At 59.5% G+C, this 18,294-nt stretch carries 21 protein-coding genes; 14 read left to right on the top strand and 7 right to left on the bottom strand.

Annotated features, from left to right (window positions below; genetic code table 11):
* The first annotated feature begins 7 nt into the window (after window positions 1–7).
* The 5 genes from EDC35_RS09160 to EDC35_RS09140 all read left to right on the top strand — a co-directional run bounded on the left by EDC35_RS09160 (window position 8) and on the right by EDC35_RS09140 (window position 5,305).
* Entirely contained in the window at window positions 8–763 is a 756-nt protein-coding gene (locus tag EDC35_RS09160) for a response regulator transcription factor (RefSeq protein WP_132976945.1), read from the top strand.
* Window positions 764–1,134: 371 nt separating this feature from the next.
* On the top strand, window positions 1,135–2,055 hold the full coding sequence (locus EDC35_RS09155; RefSeq protein WP_165903388.1) for a GGDEF domain-containing protein: 921 nt from the start codon (window positions 1,135–1,137) through the stop codon (window positions 2,053–2,055).
* Window positions 2,056–2,283: 228 nt separating this feature from the next.
* Window positions 2,284–3,810 (top strand): amidase, encoded by a 1,527-nt coding sequence (locus EDC35_RS09150; RefSeq protein ID WP_165903387.1) that lies wholly within the window; start codon window positions 2,284–2,286, stop codon window positions 3,808–3,810.
* A 287-nt stretch (window positions 3,811–4,097) separates the two neighbouring features.
* Window positions 4,098–4,433, top strand: coding sequence for a DMT family transporter (locus EDC35_RS09145; RefSeq protein ID WP_132976942.1), 336 nt, complete (start codon window positions 4,098–4,100; stop codon window positions 4,431–4,433).
* Between the two features lie 44 nt (window positions 4,434–4,477).
* Window positions 4,478–5,305, top strand: coding sequence for a hypothetical protein (locus EDC35_RS09140; RefSeq protein ID WP_132976941.1), 828 nt, complete (start codon window positions 4,478–4,480; stop codon window positions 5,303–5,305).
* A 48-nt stretch (window positions 5,306–5,353) separates the two neighbouring features.
* Here EDC35_RS09140 and mtgA read toward each other — a convergent pair whose 3' ends face one another.
* Window positions 5,354–6,064, bottom strand: a complete 711-nt coding sequence (mtgA, locus tag EDC35_RS09135; protein ID WP_132976940.1) for a monofunctional biosynthetic peptidoglycan transglycosylase — start codon at window positions 6,062–6,064, stop codon at window positions 5,354–5,356.
* A gap of 8 nt (window positions 6,065–6,072) precedes the next feature.
* Window positions 6,073–6,915, bottom strand: a complete 843-nt coding sequence (gene folP, locus EDC35_RS09130; protein WP_132976939.1) for a dihydropteroate synthase — start codon at window positions 6,913–6,915, stop codon at window positions 6,073–6,075.
* A gap of 111 nt (window positions 6,916–7,026) precedes the next feature.
* Here folP and EDC35_RS09125 point away from each other — a divergent pair, with 111 nt between their 5' ends.
* A complete protein-coding gene (locus tag EDC35_RS09125) occupies window positions 7,027–7,386 on the top strand; it encodes a hypothetical protein (protein WP_132976938.1) in 360 nt (119 codons plus the stop codon).
* A gap of 221 nt (window positions 7,387–7,607) precedes the next feature.
* The gene (locus tag EDC35_RS09120) at window positions 7,608–7,976 is read left to right on the top strand and encodes a PilZ domain-containing protein (RefSeq protein WP_132976937.1); all 369 of its coding nucleotides are present in this window, start codon (window positions 7,608–7,610) and stop codon (window positions 7,974–7,976) included.
* A 33-nt stretch (window positions 7,977–8,009) separates the two neighbouring features.
* Here the strand turns inward: EDC35_RS09120 and EDC35_RS09115 are convergent, their stop codons facing one another.
* Genes EDC35_RS09115 through EDC35_RS09105 form a run of 3 tightly spaced genes read right to left on the bottom strand, consistent with a single transcriptional unit; the run spans window position 8,010 to window position 11,736 of the window.
* Window positions 8,010–9,491 carry a glycogen synthase gene (locus EDC35_RS09115; protein WP_132977171.1) on the bottom strand — a complete coding sequence of 494 codons (1,482 nt, stop codon included), beginning with the start codon at window positions 9,489–9,491 and terminating at the stop codon, window positions 8,010–8,012.
* Between the two features lie 58 nt (window positions 9,492–9,549).
* Window positions 9,550–10,434, bottom strand: a complete 885-nt coding sequence (locus tag EDC35_RS09110; RefSeq protein WP_132976936.1) for a hypothetical protein — start codon at window positions 10,432–10,434, stop codon at window positions 9,550–9,552.
* A 39-nt stretch (window positions 10,435–10,473) separates the two neighbouring features.
* Window positions 10,474–11,736 carry a polysaccharide deacetylase family protein gene (locus EDC35_RS09105; RefSeq protein ID WP_132976935.1) on the bottom strand — a complete coding sequence of 421 codons (1,263 nt, stop codon included), beginning with the start codon at window positions 11,734–11,736 and terminating at the stop codon, window positions 10,474–10,476.
* A gap of 234 nt (window positions 11,737–11,970) precedes the next feature.
* On the opposite strand from EDC35_RS09105, the gene EDC35_RS09100 reads away from it, so the two are divergent.
* The 7 genes from EDC35_RS09100 to EDC35_RS09070 all read left to right on the top strand — a co-directional run bounded on the left by EDC35_RS09100 (window position 11,971) and on the right by EDC35_RS09070 (window position 16,113).
* Window positions 11,971–12,225, top strand: a complete 255-nt coding sequence (locus EDC35_RS09100; protein WP_132976934.1) for a type II toxin-antitoxin system Phd/YefM family antitoxin — start codon at window positions 11,971–11,973, stop codon at window positions 12,223–12,225.
* Entirely contained in the window at window positions 12,215–12,496 is a 282-nt protein-coding gene (locus EDC35_RS09095; RefSeq protein ID WP_132976933.1) for a type II toxin-antitoxin system RelE family toxin, read from the top strand. Before EDC35_RS09100 ends, EDC35_RS09095 begins: the two co-directional genes overlap by 11 nt.
* Before the next feature lie 63 nt (window positions 12,497–12,559).
* On the top strand, window positions 12,560–13,057 hold the full coding sequence (locus tag EDC35_RS09090) for a methylated-DNA--[protein]-cysteine S-methyltransferase (protein WP_132977170.1): 498 nt from the start codon (window positions 12,560–12,562) through the stop codon (window positions 13,055–13,057).
* A gap of 13 nt (window positions 13,058–13,070) precedes the next feature.
* Entirely contained in the window at window positions 13,071–13,967 is an 897-nt protein-coding gene (gene xerD, locus EDC35_RS09085; protein WP_132977169.1) for a site-specific tyrosine recombinase XerD, read from the top strand.
* Between the two features lie 77 nt (window positions 13,968–14,044).
* Window positions 14,045–14,527 carry a YajQ family cyclic di-GMP-binding protein gene (locus tag EDC35_RS09080; protein ID WP_132976932.1) on the top strand — a complete coding sequence of 161 codons (483 nt, stop codon included), beginning with the start codon at window positions 14,045–14,047 and terminating at the stop codon, window positions 14,525–14,527.
* 13 nt (window positions 14,528–14,540) lie between these two features.
* Window positions 14,541–15,275 carry a DsbC family protein gene (locus tag EDC35_RS09075; protein WP_132976931.1) on the top strand — a complete coding sequence of 245 codons (735 nt, stop codon included), beginning with the start codon at window positions 14,541–14,543 and terminating at the stop codon, window positions 15,273–15,275.
* A 43-nt stretch (window positions 15,276–15,318) separates the two neighbouring features.
* Window positions 15,319–16,113, top strand: coding sequence for a PP2C family protein-serine/threonine phosphatase (locus EDC35_RS09070; RefSeq protein ID WP_132976930.1), 795 nt, complete (start codon window positions 15,319–15,321; stop codon window positions 16,111–16,113).
* A gap of 59 nt (window positions 16,114–16,172) precedes the next feature.
* On the opposite strand, the gene EDC35_RS09065 is transcribed toward EDC35_RS09070, so the two are convergent.
* The gene (locus EDC35_RS09065; RefSeq protein WP_132976929.1) at window positions 16,173–16,976 is read right to left on the bottom strand and encodes an FkbM family methyltransferase; all 804 of its coding nucleotides are present in this window, start codon (window positions 16,974–16,976) and stop codon (window positions 16,173–16,175) included.
* 8 nt (window positions 16,977–16,984) lie between these two features.
* Complete coding sequence (locus tag EDC35_RS09060) at window positions 16,985–18,193, bottom strand: glycosyltransferase family 1 protein (protein ID WP_132976928.1); 1,209 nt, start codon at window positions 18,191–18,193, stop codon at window positions 16,985–16,987.
* Window positions 18,194–18,294: the final 101 nt, after the last annotated feature.

Below are 18,294 nucleotides of genomic sequence, written 5' to 3'. Positions count from 1 at the left end.
CGACGTTATGGCCCATCTGATCCTACTCGAAGACGAACCCATCTTGCGCCATGAACTCGCCGGCTACCTGGCCGAGCAGGGGCACATGGTCGACGCCGTCGGCTCGGCGGCCGAGTTCCACACGACCTTCTCGCCCGCCAACCACCTGATTGCACTGGTGGATCTCGGCTTGCCGGACGGCGACGGCATCGACCTGATCGACGGACTGCGCGGCCAGGGAAAGCGCCTGGGCATCGTGGTCATCTCCGCGCGCTCCAGGACTGGCGACAAGGTACGCGGTCTCGTCGTCGGTGCCGACTATTACCTGACCAAACCCATCGAACTGGAAGAGCTTTCCGCGGTCGTGGCCGCCCTGGCGCGCCGTCTCGACACCGGCGGCGTCAGCCTGCGCTGGGTACTGGACGCGGTCCGGGGCGAACTGATCCCACCCGGCAAGGCCCCGGTGGCGCTCACGACGCACGGCACCGTCGTCCTGGCGGCGATTGCGGGCGGCGGTGGCAAGCCGGTGGATCGCCGCTGCATCGTCGCCGCGTTGGGCGAAGATTTCCTGCAATACGACCAGCGTCGGCTGGATACGCAAATCCACCAGTTGCGCAAGGCGGTGTGGGATGCCGCGGGGGTGGAACTCCCGCTGCGCGCAATCCGCAACCGTGGCTACCAGTTCCTGGTCGATGTTGAGATCAAGCAGAAGAATCTGATCGTGGCCTCCAAGGTCGCGGTCGATTCCGAGCTCAACGACAACAACGGGAAGGTGGAGCACTAAATCGGCGAGACCGCGATCGGGCTGGGTGTCGATCTGAACTGGAAGCGCGAGAACAAACTGGTCTACACCGTTCTCGCGGCCTCGCAGGATACGACACCCGGCGCCGGGCTCCCGCCGGTCAGTTCGTGGGCGGCAAGGGCTCGGCATCGACGGTGGGGGCGGGGCGCTGGCCGGTGGCGGTCAGGCGAATCTGACCCTGCAACCACTGACACTGGAGAAGAGCAAGGGGCTCGGCATCGCGGGGGGGCGTGAGCTATTTGACGCTCAAGCCGGCGAACTGATCGGCGGCGGCGCGGGGCGCGCGATCCGGTCGTATGCCTGATTTCTCAACTCGACCGCTACAGGTTGTCTGCGCCGACTCTGGATTTTTCATGAACAAAGATATTCTCGGCTTTATCAATTCCAATCGTGATCTTCTCGATCTTATTATAGACATGGTTCCAATCCCTTTGTTCGTGAAAGACAGAGCAGGACGGTATATCGACTGCAACATGGCTTTTAAGAATTTCTTATCCTTTAGTCGTGAGCAAATCATTGGAAAAACCGTATACGACATATGGAGCAAGGACGAGGCTGATGTATTTTTTTACAAAGACAAGGAGTTGCTTGATCGGGGTGGATTACAGATTTATGAAGCGAGAATCACCTCTTCTGGAGGGGTTCACTACGACGTGCAGTTCCACAAACAGACATTCACTGACTCATCCGGTGCCGCGATAGGTTTTCTTGGTGCGGTTTTTGATATTACCGAGAACAAGAGGCTGGAGAACGCCTTGGTCAGACTGGCATCTACTGACGAGCTGACTGGCCTGCTAAACCGCCGCGAGGGTATGGCTCGATTTGAAACACTACACAAAGACAGCGAAAGAAAGAAGCGGCCATATTGTTTGGCGATTATCGACTTGGATCATTTCAAGGGTTTAAACGACAAATATGGTCATGCCAGCGGCGATCTGGTGCTGAAGGCATTCTCCGACCTAATGAAAAAGATATTGCGATGTGGCGACGTTTGCTTTCGCTATGGAGGCGAGGAATTTATCGTTCTACTACCGGAGACTCAGCTTGAAGAAGGGTTCCGCGTTGTCGAGCGATTGCGCAAAAACTGGGCTATAACCAAAGTCGCCCTGTCGGATTGCCAGTTTGTTCAGTCAACAGTCAGCATCGGTCTCGCCCAATCCATAACGAATAATTTTTCGTTCGATTATTTGATTCAGGCAAGCGATAAAGCGCTTTACGATGCCAAGAACAATGGACGAAACTGTACCGCCTGTGCGCAATCCCGACCAATCTAAAGGATGAGAGTTGGCCAATCGCTTTTTATGCATTGACTCTGCTTCACCATGATGAACGGCAAGATCACCCGTCGTAACGGGATATAGGGGGAAAATATGATGAAAACGATCAATACCAGAACAGCACCTAACCTGAATATGCCTGCGTCTGACCGGGATGAGCATCGGGATGGCCCGAGTGGCGCAAGTGGCGATGATGAATGCCTAAAAGGAAATCTAACAGAAGGCATGAAAATGGATCGGCGGACTTTTGCCGCTTGGCTGCTTGCAGCGCCGTTCGTGATGAAGTCTGGCCTCCCGGCGGCGGCATCCGATCTGCCAGCCGCGGAAGCCGTACCCGCCGACCCGCTCTGCTATGCGTCGGTCGACGAGCTCAAGGCCATGTTCCAGGCCGGGAAGGCCTCGCCGGTCGATCTGCTGAAGGCGCAGATCAAGCGGGTCGAAGCGCTCAACCCGAAGGTCAACTGCATCACCTACGAACATTTCGATCAGGCGATGAAGGAAGCCCGCGCGTCCGAAGCGCGCTACCGGAGCGGCGAGGCGAGACCGCTGGAAGGGATTACGGTCGCCCTCAAGGACGATTGCAGCCGGGTGGGCTGGAAAACGACCCAGGGCTCGCTCCTCTTCAAGGACTCGCCGCCGGCAACGGAAAACGCGGCCATCGTCGATATGCTCGAGGCGGCCGGCGCCGTCATGCCGTTCCAGACGACCGTGCCGGAGTTCTATCTTTTCGTCGGCGCTTCCACCCGTGCCTTTGGCACGACCCGTACTCCGTGGAACCTTGAATACTCCCCCGGCGGGTCTTCGGCGGGATCGGGAGCGGCGCTTGCCGCAGGCTTCGCGACGCTCGCCACAGGGTCGGACATGGGTGGCTCGATCCGCCTTCCCGCCTCGCAAAACGGTGTCTATGGCTACCGGCCGACGCACGGGCGGGTGGCGAGCGGGGAAGTTCCCATGTGGACCCACGGTCCGCTGGCCAGGCGCTTTGACGACCTGGTTCATTTCCAGAACGTCATAGTCGGTCCCTCCGAGAAGAGCATGTCCGCCATCCGGCCGCGTCTCGATTATCCTGCCCAATACCCGGACCTTTCGGGGTGGCGTATTGCCGTGGACTGGGGCGCAAACATCGCCACGGTCACGCTGGCGATGAAAGACGCGATGCTGAGAGGCATCGAGGTGCTCCGCGCCGCCGGCTGCGTCGTGGACGAAGTCGACTGCGGCTTCTCGAAGAAAGACTTCAACACTTTTTCTCATGGTCTGATGGCGACCTCCATCGGCGTCATCATCGATATCGCGAACGCCCATCGCGAACAGCTCTCACCCTATATGAGCGAAATCCTCGACCAGGTTGCCGGCACACCCATCGGGCCGCATCAGGCTGAAGAAGCCGAGGCGTTGGTGGCGCGCTGGCATCAGCAGATTCAGCAGCGCGTATTCGGCAAGGGCTACCGCATCCTGCTCATGCCGACCATGGCGACGTCCCTCGTGGGTGCCGACATGTTCAAGAGCAAGGAAAGAAATGTGCCCCTGATGGAAGGCTGCGGGCTGGACTATGCGCTGACCTGGCCGTGGAACCTCCTCAACCGCTACCCGATTGTCGATGTCCCACTCGGGATCGTCGAGGAGCGGATGCCCGCAGGCATGCAGGCGATCGGACAGACCTTCACCGATCTCGATACCTTCCAGTTCGCGTCCAACTGGTCTCGCCTGCAGCCGCCGCTGTTTGCCGACGGGCGGTTCCCGACCTTCTCATGACACGTGCCTATGGTCGCATTCCGAGGGTTCGGTAGATCCCGCACGGTGTCAGTGGTCAGGTCGGGTGAGCGCAGCGTAACCCGACGGCGGCGGTGCTGTGTCGGGTTACGGCGCGTGCCCTGCTCGGCGTAACGGGCACGGTCGGCAGGGTGCGCCTAACCCGACCACCGGTCCGGCTGAGGAATAGCGTCAATCACCAATCGTCAAGACCTTCGGTTGCAGTGAAAATGCTTAACGAGCCGGACCCCGGTCTTTTCAGTGGGCCTGTCTAGGCTGAGGATCATGGTATGAATCAGTGGATCTTTCTTTCCGTCGCAATTGTCAGCGAGGTGATCGGGACTTCTGCTCTAAAGGCAGCGGAGGGGTTCTCCCGTTTATGGCCATCAGTGACTGTTGCTGTCGGTTATGCGGTTTCTTTCTACTTTCTCTCACTCACGCTGAGGACAATGCCGATTGGAGTGGCCTACGCAATCTGGTCGGGAGTCGGAGTTGCCCTCATCGCGCTGATTTCATGGGTTCTCTTCGGACAGTCACTCGACCTTCCAGGAATCCTCGGCATCTCTCTCATCATGGCCGGGGTCATCGTCCTCAATCTATTTTCGACGACCGTGTCCCACCCATAAGCCGCTCACCCTGTCATTCCACTCCCAACAGGAGACGAGGCAGAATGCACCCACAAAGACTTGTCGCCGCGCTGCTGCTCGGCTCCGCCGTCGCTGTCTCGCCGGCTGTCGCGAATGGTCCATCCGCCGAGGAGCTTGCGCGCAAGGCGCAAGACCCCCTCGCGGATACCAAGGCGATCATGACGGACAACACCATCGGCTTTGGGACCGCAGACCACGAAACCGCCTACGGCTTCCAGGTCCAGCCGGTTTACTCCATTCCGACCGGCGACAGACCCTACAACCTGATCTTGCGATCAGTGATTCCGATTGTCGGCGCTCCTGTCGGTGCAGCGCTTCCCCGGCTGGGCGATGCGCCGATCCAGGATCGCGGAACGGAATGGGGACTGAGCGATACCTTTCTCCAGGCGTTCTGGTCGCCAAAAACCGATGACGGCATCAAATGGGGTATCGGTCCGCAGGTTTCGCTCAGGACCCGAACCTCCGATCGCGTCGGCGGACCAGGCTGGGGCGGCGGGATTTCAGGCGTGTTTTTCGGGGCAGTCGGCGAGTTCTCCTATGGTGCGCTCATCAACCACCACTGGGGCGAGGAGAACTACAACGTGACTTCGTTTCAGCCGATGATCTACTACAACCTCAAGGCGATCCCCGGCGCCTACGTTGGCTACAGCAACACGACGACGTACAGTTGGAAAGCAGACTCCGGCGATCGCTGGCAAGTCCCACTGGGCCTCGTCGTGGGCCGGACTTTTCCTATCGGCGGCAATGGTCACGCCCTCGACCTGAACCTGGGGGCCTACAAACTTGTCGCCAAGCCGGAAGGTGGGGCGGACTGGCAGCTCAAGTTCGGTCTCTCCTGGTTCCTGCCTTGACCGTGGTATCGTGGGCTCGGTGGTCATGAACATCCGCTGGGACGTCGGCTACAGTCGCTCCAGATAGGCCGTCCCGCCCAGTTGGCGCATCTGGCCCCGGATCCGCTCGGCGCGGCGTTGCACGCTGGCGGACGGGGGATCCAGTCGATAGCGGTGCGGATTCGGCAGCACGGCGGCGAGCAGCGCCGCCTCCCGATTGCCAAGGGCAAAGATGGGCCGGTCGAGATAACGCCAACTGGCGGCGCCGACGCCATAGGTATCGGGGCCAAATTGGGCGATGTTGAGATAGACCTCCAGGATCCGCTGCTTGGGCCACAGCGCCTCGATCAGCACCGTGAACCAGGCTTCCAGTCCCTTGCGCAGATAATCGCGCCCCGACCAGAGAAAGAGATTCTTCGCCGTCTGCTGGCTGATGGTGCTGGCTCCGCGCAGCCGTCTTCCATTCTGGAAGGCCGACCAGGCGTTGCGCAACTCCACCATGTCGAATCCGGCGTGCTGCGGAAAACGCTGATCCTCGGCGGCAATCACGGCCAGTGCCACCGGCGGCGGAATCAGGCTCCAATCGACCCATTCGTGATGAAGCGTGCGCGGTGCATCGTCCTGCCAGAGCGCGGCGATGTGCTGCCCCAGCATGACCGCCGAGGTCGGCGGATTGACCCAGCGCAGGAGCAGCACCGCCAGCGCGGACAGGAGCATGAAGCCCGCTACGCCGAGCAGAATCCATTTCATGGCGGCGCGCAGCCGATTCCCGATTTTCATGCGGCTTTTCACGTCTCCGGTTTGCCCGCCTGACGCACCGCCCAGGCGATCTCCGCCGCCTGACGGTTACCGGCCACATCATGCACGCGGAAGACCTGGACGCCGGCCATGACGCCGAGGGCCGTGGTCGCGCAGGTCGCGGGCATGAGCGCGGCGGGGTCCGGTTCGTTACAGAGCGTCGCCATGAAACGCTTGCGGCTGGCGCCCAGCAGGACCGGAAAACCCAGCGCGACCAGTTGCTCCAGTCCGGCCAGCAGGGCCAGATTATGTTCCAGCAGCTTGCCAAAGCCGATCCCCGGATCGAGCAGGATCCGGTCCTCGCGGACCCCGGCGGCCAGCGCGGCATCGACCCGCGCCAGCAGCGCCGCGCGAACCTCGCCGACCACATCGTCATAGTGCGGATTGGCCTGCATCTGCACGGGCCGTCCCTGACGGTGCATGAGCACGATGGGGACATTGCGTTCCGCCGCCAGCGGCAGCATGTCGGGGTCGTCCTCGCCCGCCGAGGTGTCGTTGATCCAGTTCGCGCCCGCATCCAGCGCGGCGCGGGCGACCGGGGCCAGCGTGGTGTCGATGCTCATGAGGATCTCGGGGGGGATCCGCTCGCGCAGACGGCGGATCGGCTCGATGACACGCCGCGCCTGTTCCGCTGCCGTTACGGGCTGCGAGCCGGGCCGGGTCGATTCGCCGCCAATATCGATAATGGCCGCGCCCTGGTCCAGCAGGCGCAGACCCTGGGCGATGGCGGCATCCAGATCGAGATACCGACCGCCGTCCGAGAAGCTGTCCGGGGTGAGATTCAGGATCCCCATGATGCGGGGGTGCGTGGGATCTGACGAAGCCTTGTTCATGTGCTGCGGGCCAAATGCCGGGCGACTTTGACGCCCAATGAAATTAAGAGGCATGATCCGGGCCTTCAAGACCGGTCATTCACCATCCAGAGCCAATCGAGAGCCATCGCCATGCCCCGGAAACCCCTGATCTGCATTGCTGCACTGCTTGCGACCGCACTGGTCGCCGGGTGCGCCTCCGGCAAGATCGGCACCGCGCCTCAGGTCCAGCGGCCCACCGAAGCCGGTACCCTGACCTTAACCCGTGACGGCTCGCTGGTCGGTCTGGGGGTGCCCTTTCATATCCGGCTTGATCAGGCCGATCTCTATCGGCTTGGTCGCAACCAGAGCTATACCCTGCAACTCGATCCGGGCGAATATCTGATCGAATATACGATTGGTTTGAACGAATGCAGTCTGATCGTCAACATGCGGTCGCGACAGATCAAGCGTCTGCGTTTGACCGCCAATTGCATGATTTTTTCGGGCTAAACCGCGTCCGCGCGAACGGTCATCGATTCTGCCAAGGCCGACTCAATCCTCAAGCACCGGGCGCGGTTTAAAGCGCTTCCAGCCTTGATCTGCCAGCTTTTGGCATCAACCTGATCGCTGGCGGCCGGGGTCTCACCGCCCTTTATCAGGCCAAATGATCGACCCGGTCTATACTCATATCCCATCAATGCTTTGCAAACCACAACAAGGGGGAGACTTCGATGATGGCGGACACGAAAGCAGACGAACGGCGGATGTGCGAACGGATGTCATGGGCCTGTCAGGCACGCCTCCTGCCACTCTCGCTCGAATTGAGCATGCCCACGCCCGGCATCCGGCATGCGATGGGACGGGACATCAGCGAAGGCGGGATCCAAGTCTGGAGCGATCGCCTGTTCGCGGTCAAGTCGAGACTGCTGCTTGAACTGGACGCACCCGAGATCCCGGAAGGCATTCAGGCGGTCGGCTCGGTGGCCTGGGTCTCGCCGACAAATTCGGATGATCGATGGTGTGTCGGCATCGAGTTTTCGGATGTCGGCGATACCGCCCTGACCAGCCTCCGCGCCCTGATGCAGCCTCCGGCGGCCTGAACCGCAAATTTATGATCTTTGCGCCCTTGCGGTTCAACTGCTCTTTTTACATGTTCCCAGGTGCACATAGAGGTCGCGATACAACTGACCCGAGCGGGTCCAGGAATGATCGGCGCGCATCCCATTGAGCCGTAGCTGGCTGAAATACTCCGGAAAACGCCGCCATAAGTCGATGGCGCGGCTCATGGCGCTTTCCAGCCCGTCCGGGGTCGGCTCGTCGAAAACATAGCCATTGCGAACCGCGAAGGGCCGGGTTGAGTAATTGGCGTCGAAGACGGTATCCGCCAGACCGCCGACCCGCCGCACGATGGGCACCACGCCGTATTTCATCGCGATCATCTGCGCCAGACCGCAGGGCTCATACAGGCTCGGAATGAGGATCAGGTCCGCGCCGGCATAAATCAGATGTGCCAGCCTCTCGTCGTAGGTCAGCTCCAGCCGACAGTCCGGGTTGGTCGCTGTTTCCTGTTGTAACCGCCGAAACTGCCCGTCGATCTCGGGATCGAGCGCCGCACCCAGCAGCGCCACCTGAGCGCCCTGCGCCAGGGCATAACGGATGCCATGCAGGATGAGCGTCACCCCTTTCTGATGATCCAGACGGCTGACCACGGCCAGGATCGGCTTCTCCGTCTCCTGCAAACCCAGACGCACGCGCAGCGCCTGACGATTGGCCGCCTTGCGCGGCAGCCTGTCCGGCCCGAAGTGCGCGGGGATCAGCGGGTCGATCTCGGGATCCCAGACACTCTCGTCGATTCCATTCAAGACGCCCCCGAACTTGCTGGCGTGAGTCTTCAACAGCGACTCCAGCCCCATACCCTGCTCGGTGTTCTGGATCTCCCAGGCGTAACGGGGCGAGACGGTGTTGACGACATCCGCATCGACAATCCCACCGCGCATCAGATTCGCCATGCGCCCGTCGCCTGCGTGGAGCAGCCGCTCCGGCAGCATGAGCCGCGCCGGATCCAGCCCGACCTGCCGCAGAATCGACACATCGACCACACCCTGATAACCGACATTGTGCAGGGTGTAGCAGACCCGGCTGTCGGGAAAACCCCGCGCCCGATAGCGCTCGCGCAGCAGGACCGGAATCAGTCCGGTCTGCCAGTCGTGACAGTGCAGAATGTCCGGCTGCCGACCCGATTGCAGGATGAACTCCAGCACCGCGCACGCAAAGACGGCAAAGCGTTCAGGGTCATCCGTCTCGCCATAGATCCGACCACGCTGGAAGAATCGCTGCTCGGATTGCGGATCGATGAAGCCGCAATCGATGCCGTCCACCGTGCCGGCCAGCACGCGGCAGGTCAGCCAGTGATCATGAAAGGGCACGCGCAGGTCAGGATGAACCACGCGCAGACCGGCGATGCGATCCAGAGGCAGGGTGTCGTAATACGGCAGCAAGACCTCAAGGGTCTCGCCCCGGGCGATCAGATCATGTGACAGACCCTGCACGAAATCGCCCAGACCGCCCGCCTTGGCGATGGGCGCACATTCGGCGCTGATCATGACGATTGACAGAGGCATCGGTTTCGCAGTGGGCAGTTTTACAACATTCGCGCCGACATCGCGGGCGGGGTCAGTCGTCGCGTGGAGAAAACAGTTCATCAGGTGGATGGAGCGCCAGCGCCTGTCGCAACAGGGCCGGGTCATCCACCTTGAGCACGAACTGAAAGCGTCCTCCAGGGCCGACAAAATAGGGATGACCAAAGAGATCGATCCGGGTATTGGGCGCGGCCCAACCCTGGATGCGCAGTTCGGCCTCGATCAGAAGCCCAGCCGCCGGAACGACCGGCTGACCGTAGATCAGGGTCGGGATCGTCGATTGCCGATCCAGCCGCCGCATCATCGCATCGCTATCGATGGAAGGCGCTGCCGTCCCGCCCGCCGTGACCAGACAGACTGGATCGGCTGCCACCGATGCCAGCGATTGATGCGTCGCGGACAGGATCGGCGCGGATGGCCGGGTCTCGTCAAATCGAACCGCCTCCTGCACACCGTCACCGGTGGCATGCGCCGGAAACGCCAGCCCGATGCCGGGGGCATGCTGGAACCGGTTGGACCGCGCCAGCAGCAGCCAGCCGCCATCCTCATTGACGAGACCCAGCTCGGCCGCGAAACGCGCACCTTCCCGCCCGACCTGAAAGCCGCTCTGCCCGGTCCCGCCCCGTCCGGCGAGTCGCAGCCGAACGGTGGCGACCGGCTCGGCAGCGCCATCCTCGTCCAGCCGCAACAGACGCAGGACTGGCTGCGGTTGTCCGCCAGCGGCTGGAAAATCGCCGCCGATGCCGATGACATCGCTGGCACGCAGAAACCAGCGCGCCCGCACTTCTCCCGGCGCGCCATCATGGAGAACCACGCGGGTATCCGGGATCGAGAGCGGAAAAACCGGCGTGAGCGGCGATGTCGGTGGCGCCAGATCGGGGGTTGGCGGAGTCTGCTCCGCGTGGCGGGCAAAGGTCATGTCACCCGGTTGAACAAGACGGCAGGATTCCATTCCGGGTCAATCATGAGGCGCGTCGAAAGGCGCCGCTATCGTGACATCCGCTGGCGGCGCACCCGTCCCAGCAGTCGCGCTGTCAGACTGCTCCTTCAAGGCATCCTCGACCTCGCTCAAAGCGGTCTCAGCCGACCCGGTGCGGGCCTGGAGATAGGGCATCCAGGCCTCGCCCCAGAAGAGGAAACAACTGGTCTCGGCCTCTAGGATCAGGCGCCGCGCGCGGAACATGGCCGCGCTGGCAAGCCCGTAAACATCCGACTGGCAGCGGCACAGTTCCCAATAGCGCTCGCTGAGTCGCTGCACGGCGGCGAGCGCCTCGTTCTGATGCGCGCTGCCGGTCCATTGGGATAACTCTTCACCAGAGTTGGAACCGACATTCCAGGCGCCGCTCTGCACCTGCGCCTGCGCCTGGGGTCGCACCTGGGCCAGATACTGACTCAGACACACCGGCCTGACCGGCGAGTCGCCTGCCCGGACCTGCTCCATGCAGGGCGCGAAAAAGTGACCGAAAAAGCCGGATGGCTCATGCATCTGACGAAACCAGCCGCCGTTCTCGCCGTCAGTCCAGGTCGTCACCAGACGGTCTTCGTAGGGTCGCGGCGAAGCGGCGGCGCGGGCGCAGACTTCATTCCGAAACCAGTCAGGATGCAGACCGCTCTGCTGGGCGCTGGACAGTTCGCGATCCCGTGGCACGACATTGAGACAGACACCGTCGCGACAGACGACATAGGGCCGGAAGATATCGCTGATGCCATCCTGCGGACGCACATGCACCCCATCGACCACGGCATATTCGTAACCGGTCTGGATCAGCGCCGGAATCATCTCCATGCTGAAGGCCATCTCGGGCGGCCAGAAGCCGCGCGGGGCGCGTCCGAAGACCCGCTCCATGATGGCACGTCCGCGTTCAAGCTGCTCCGGCCAGTCGGCGCGCGGGATCAGCGGGAAGATCGGGTGGTAATAGCCCATGCCGACCAGTTCGATATTATCAGCTTCGCAATATTGGTTGAGCATCGCCGGAATGTCGATGATATGGCGATAGCGGTCGATGACCTCCGGATCCAGGAACTGCTCCAGCAGGACACCGGAGAAGCCGACATGCAGTCGCGCCACATCCCGATACAGCAGGGCGTAACGGGCAGGCCGCTCATAGCAGCGCATGATGGCTTCCGCTTCCTCGGGATTGGCATCGATCAGGAGACGCAGATTTCCCGGAGGCTGGTGCATGTGCAGCCCGAGCGCATGATGGATGGTGGTCTCAGTCATGGATCCTCACAAAGACGCTGACACCGCGCAGCCGATGCAAGGCAACGGGAGGCATCATCTCCCTGTCGCCTGTCGCAACCTGAAAAGGCGCGCGCCACACTCACGCGCGCCTCTTGCCGGTTTGGATAAAACTAAACCAATGAACAATATTAAACAATCCGGCCATGCCTGCCGACCTCACAAAGACCGATTGCGAATGTTATTCTGAGTGCTCTTTAGCGACTGGAGATCACCATGGCCCATCTCATCCTGGCGGAAGTGACCGCCAGCGTGTCCGAATTGAAGCGAAACCCCATGGGGACCGTGGCGGCTGGCGAGGGCTTCCCGGTCGTCATCCTCAACCGCAACGAGCCCGCGTTCTACTGCGTGCCGGCACATGCCTACGAGGCGCTGATGGATCGATTGGAAGACCTGGAATTGAATGCGCTGGCCGATACCCGCCTCGCGGACGGACAGGCACCGCTCAAGGTGTCATTGGATGAGCTATGAACTGGCCTTTCATCCAGAGGCGCTGAAGGAATGGAGCAAACTGGACACCTCGGTGCGAACCCAATTCAAGAAGAGGCTCGCCGAACGCCTGCTCAACCCGCGCGTCCCGGCAGCGCAGCTTGCAGGACGCTCCGACCGCTATAAAATCAAACTGCGAACGGTGGGCTACCGACTGGTCTATGAAGTTCGGGATGCCGAACTGATCATCCTCGTCGTCGCGGTGGGAAAGCGCGAACGCAATACGGTCTATCAGATCGCCATGAAACGGTAGACGAGCGATGCCGGGCGGTTGGTTGTAACCCAGACTCAAACCCACAGCTTGAAGGCACCCACAATGCACGCCCTTTCGCTTACCGCCCCCTTCGGTTCAATCCGCGTCCACTGGCACCAAGAGACCCTGACCGGGATCGATCTGAATCCGGCGGAGTCCGCCCTCCAGGATTCCGCTGAGCCGGATCCGGATGCGGCGTCCGTCATGCCCGTGCTGATCGTCAGTCAACTGCACGCTTATTTCAGCGACGGCTCGGCCCGCTTCGAGCTGCCGCTGGCGCTGTCCGGCACGGCGTTTCAGCAGCGTGTCTGGGCCGTGCTGCGCACCATCCCGTCCGGTGAGACGCGCACCTATGGTGAGGTCGCCCGCGTCCTTGGCAGCGCCGCCCGTGCGGTGGGCCAGGCCTGCCGCGCCAATCCCTGCCCCATTGTCGTCCCCTGTCACCGTGTCGTGGCGGTGCAGGGTCTGGGGGGCTTCTCGGGCGACACCAGCGGATCCCGGCTCGCCATCAAACGCTGGCTGCTGCATCATGAAGGGGTCCGGATCCCTGACCATCACTGAACCACTCGCCATGATGCAAGACGACCAGGCGGTCATCGAAGGCTTTGCCGACATGCTCTGGATGGAGCGGGGGCTGAGTCAGAATACGCTCGCGGCCTATCAATCCGATCTGCGCGCCTTTGCCGTCTGGATCCTGCGCGAACGCGGCCACGGTCTGATCGCCGCCGAGCGGTGCGATCTGCTCGACTATCTGGCCCTGCTCGCCCAGCAGGGACGCAATCCACGCTCGACCGCGCGGCTGCTGTCCTGTCTGCGCCAGCTCTATCAGTATTTTCTGCGCCAGCGCCTGATCCAGGAGGATCCGAGCGCGCGGGTGTCGATGCCCAAACTGGGTCGGCCATTGCCCAGGAGTCTCAGCGAGTCCGAGGTCGAGGCGCTGCTGCGCGCGCCGGATACCGGGGATACGCGCGGACACCGCGACCGCACCATGCTGGAGGTGCTCTATGCCAGCGGTCTGCGCGTGACCGAGCTGGTCACCCTGACGCCAAGCCAGGTCAGCCTGACTCAGGGCGTGGTGCGCATCGCCGGCAAGGGTGGCAAAGAGCGTCTGGTGCCACTGGGCGAGGACGCCTGCGACTGGCTGCGCGATTATGTCCGGGGACCGCGTCAGGATCTGCTCGGCGGGCGCGTCAGCGATTATCTTTTTCCGACCGGTCGCAGCGATTGCATGACCCGCCAGGCGTTCTGGCTCCTCATCAAGCGTTACGCCATCGAGGCCGGGGTGATGAAACCACTGTCGCCCCATACATTACGCCATGCCTTTGCGACGCACCTGCTCAATCATGGCGCCGATCTGCGGGTGGTGCAGATGCTGCTTGGTCACAGCAGTCTGTCGACCACGCAGATTTACACCCATGTGGCGCGCGAGCGCCTCAAGCAACTGCATGCACGGCATCATCCGCGCGGATGATGTGCGGAATGGGCGAAAATTCGAGTGCAAGCATGTATATTTAGCGTCTTTCCCGGAATGAAGCGAGATTCTCAGCCATGCCATCGTTCGACGTTGTCTCCGAAATCGATCTCCAGGAAGTGCGCAATGCGGTCGATCAGGCCAGTCGCGAGATCGGCACCCGCTTCGATTTCAAGGGCGTCGATGCCAGCTTTGAACTGAGCGACGACAAGATTCTGATGGTTGGCGAACAGGAATTCCATCTGCAGCAGATGATGGACATCCTGCGTCAGAAACTGGTCAAACGTCAGGTCGATCTCGCCTGCCTGGACCCTGCCGATCCGGTCTCCACCCTCAACGCCGCCCGTCAGGAGATCAAACTCAAGCAGGGCGTCGATACCGAGACCGCCAAACGCATGGTCAAATTCATCAAGGCCAGCAAGCTCAAGGTCCAGTCCCAGATCCAGGGCGATCAGGTGCGCGTCACCGGCAAAAAGCGTGACGACCTCCAAGAGGCCATCGCGCATTTGCGTGGCGAGGACTGGGGCTTGCCGTTACAGTTCACCAACTTCAGAGACTAGAGATTCCATCCGCATGAAAATGATTCGCGCCTTTGCCCTGGTTGCTGCATCCATCACACTCGCTGGTGCGGCCCTGGCTGCCAAGCCAGAGGAAACGATTCGCGCCGCGCTCGAAAGCGTCATCCCCGACATCAAGATCAGCCAGATCCAGCCCTCGCCGATCAAGGGCATCTACGAGGTCATGGCCGGCACCCAGATCATGTATGTGACGGGCGACGGTCGCTATTTCGTCGGCGAGCGGATCGTCGATCTCAAGACCCGCGAGGATCTCACCGAACCGCGTCTGGCCGCCGCACGCAAGGCCCTGATCGATGGCATCGGTGAGGATCAAATGCTCGTCTTCGGTCCGGCGGACGCCAAATACACCGTGACCGTCTTCACTGACATCGACTGCGGCTATTGCCGCAAGCTCCACGGTCAGATCGCCGACTACAACAAAGCAGGCATCCGTGTCCGCTATCTGTTCTTCCCGCGCGCAGGTAAAGACAGCTCGGCTTATGACGAGGCCGTTTCGGTCTGGTGTGCGGGCGATGCGACCGCACAGCGCGCCGCCCTGACCGACGCCAAGGCCGGCAAACCGATCGAATCCAAAACCTGCGCCAACCCGGTCGATGCCCACATGGCCATCGCCGCTGAACTCGGGCTGCGCGGCACGCCGGCCATCCTGACCGCATCCGGCGATCTCATCCCCGGTTATGTCGATCCCAGCCGGCTGGCGGCCCAGCTCAACAGCACGGCCAAAAATTGAGCGCAACCAGTATTTTTCCTCATTTCACCACGCATTGAGACTCATGACCGCTCATCCGCTCTCCGCCTTTGAGTTGGAATTTGCCTGGCGTACCGATCAGGGTCGCGTGCGCAAGCGCAATGAAGACGCGGTTGCGGTGCATCCTGAGTGCGGTCTGGTGGTGGTCGCCGACGGTGTGGGCGGCGCCAGTGCTGGTGATGTCGCCAGCCGACTGGCCGCCGACACCATCGCCGAACGCTATCAGCGCCGCACCCTTCCCCGCCGCGATCCGGAAAAAGCGCGTCTGTTCGTCGAGGCAGCGGTTGAAGAAGCCAATATCGGCATCTGGCGTCAGAGCAAGGAAAGAACCGGTTGCACCGGGATGGGCACCACGGTCGTTGTGGGTTCAATCGGCTGGGATTGGATGGCGTTTGCCCATGTCGGCGATTCGCGCATCTATCGCCTGCGCGAAGGGTTGTTCGAGCAGCTTTCGCGCGATCACTCATTCATCCAGGAAGTCATTGATCAGGGCTTTTTCGCCTCGCGCGAAGACGCCAAACGCTATGGCATCGGCGAAAACATCCTGACCCGCGCGCTCGGTTCATCTCCCGCCGTCGGCATCGCCTCGGACGTGACCGAGCTGGCGAGCGGCGATCTCTATCTCTTCTGCACCGACGGACTCACCGGCATGATCCCCGACGACTGGCTGCGTCAGGTGCTGATGGCCGTTGCCGGCAATTCGCTCGACTCAGCCGCCGATGCGCTCATCCGCATGGCGAATGAGCGCGGCGGCAATGACAACATCACCCTGGCGATGATTCGGGTTGGCGAGCGATTGGTTGCAGCATCGGGGGGTTGAAGCTGAAAGTCTGCAATTGGGATCCAAAGGCGCAAACGGAGCTTTATCAACATGCCGTCTCAAACATAATAATGTTTTTGACGGACTGGATGATCTTCATGAACCATAACCACATCAACCTGCCACAGCACACTGTCTGATGGACGGTAAAGATGATCCACAATATCATGTAATACAAAACCATAAGGCCGAAAAAAGTCGATAATTTTAGGAAAGCGAGGTTGATCGACCAGCATTGCCGCCTCAACAACAAATATGCTTTCCGGGTTAATCAGCGTCGATGCCCCTTTGAGAACCTCAATTTCCACGCCATCGACATCAATCTTGATCAAGAATGGCCCGCTGTAGCCCCCGCTATTGCATAAATCATTAAGCGAAACAGCCTGAACCAGACGATTGTTGAGCGGATCGCCAATCTGCTCAGCAATTGATGAATACTGCAGACTGTCAGTAACGCTGAGCGAAACCATTCCTGATCGGCTGGTCACGGCAACCATCATGCACTCTGCGCTTTTTAATGACTGACAGATACCCTGAAGAACCGATTCATTTTCCTGAACAGGCTCCAGCATAACGTGATGAGCTTCGGGAAATGCTTCGTAAAGAGGTTGCGTGCCCACCTGCGCCCCTACATCGATCACCGTTGCAGGCATAAAGCCGTTCCTTTTAAGATTTAAAAGAGCGGCAAGCTTCGACGAGCGCAAGTGAACAGACTGCATTTGAATTAAATTGATCAGGACGGGCGCAAAAATACCACCCGGATCCGCGACCATCACATCTTTATAAATATCATAAGCGGATTCAATATCACCTGAAAGATGGCTTTCAAATGCGCGAACCAACTTTTGCTTTTGATGATCCATTTTCAACCTCAGCCAAGGCTTTTGATGGCGGAAAGAATGAACTTTAAAATCATTGGGTATCCTGAGTTTTGATTAATATCCTTCTGGAGCATCTTAATCAACGCCGTTCGCTGACGTAAATTTTCGGGGCGTGAAAAATACTTCACGCGGTCTTCAAGGTCGGAAATCGTCCGAAACGAAATATCATCATAAGCAGATGTGAGCTCAGACAGCCCTGGAAGCGGTTCAGTCAAGCAAAGCCCGCCGGACATCGTGACATCGTGGAAGCGATTAACAACCGCATGATCAAATTGCAGGGACGTTATGTTGATGTTAATTCTGCTTTGACGAAAAATTTCTTTTGTTTTTTGCAAGTCATGAGTCGCCGGGGAATAAAAAATCCCAGGACGATCAATTTTAATATCTCTATCAACACCATGAAGATAAGCAGGATCTCCTCCAAAAATAGTCAACCGTCCAATATCCGCATGCTCAAGCAACCATCCCCGGAACTGTAAACTTTGGTTTTTCAATTGCGTGCGCAACCACTGCGAATAAGCGATTCGAATAATTTCCCGATCTTCTTTATCGCCCAAAATCTCAGCGGCAGATTTCGAAAAATAACCCACATGATCGTGCAAAGAAGCAGCAAAATCACCGCACTTTATTTCAAGGGCCCTATCTATAAAATCCTGAATCCTTTTTTCGTCGAATAAAGAGCGATAAGAACTGGGAACAACATGACCAACAAAGGAAACATTGTAGTCAAAGAAATTTTCGCATGGATCGGATGGCTCGATTTCCGTCGCATGTGGCACAATCGCGGCGTTAAAAATGCCAACGGATTTTAAATCCACCAAGTCATTAGGTTCGATGCAAAGATGAAATGAGCGGGAAGCGATATTTTTCCAAGCGATTATTTTCAATATGTTTTCGACAAAATTTAATCCACTAAGAATTTTATCCTGGTGGAGAAAAATCAATTTCCCCGGAAATACCTCGAAAAAATATTCTTTTCTATCGGGAATTCTGGATTGAATGATATTGCTTGCCCCGCCGTTTGACACATATAACGAAGAGCCATCTTGAACAGATAAAAAATCCTGAAAAGATGATGCGTTAAATCCTTTTGGCTTAACGGTAAAAACATCCATTCCGGAACTCGCCAAATAACGCCCCAGAGAATGAGCGATACGCTGATAAATCGGCGTGCTGGATTCTTCTATGTAAGCCCGCATCAGTAGAGCAGTCCCGTTGTCCAGAAATCAATCCGCAGAGCAAGAGGGTAAAATTTCAGACCAACAAGGGACTGACTGCCTTGAATCGCCGTAAATTTTCA

The sequence above is a fragment of the Thiobaca trueperi genome, from assembly GCF_004342175.1.
GTDB classification, from domain to species: domain Bacteria; phylum Pseudomonadota; class Gammaproteobacteria; order Chromatiales; family Chromatiaceae; genus Thiobaca; species Thiobaca trueperi.
This window is presented reverse-complemented; position numbering and strand designations above follow the sequence as displayed.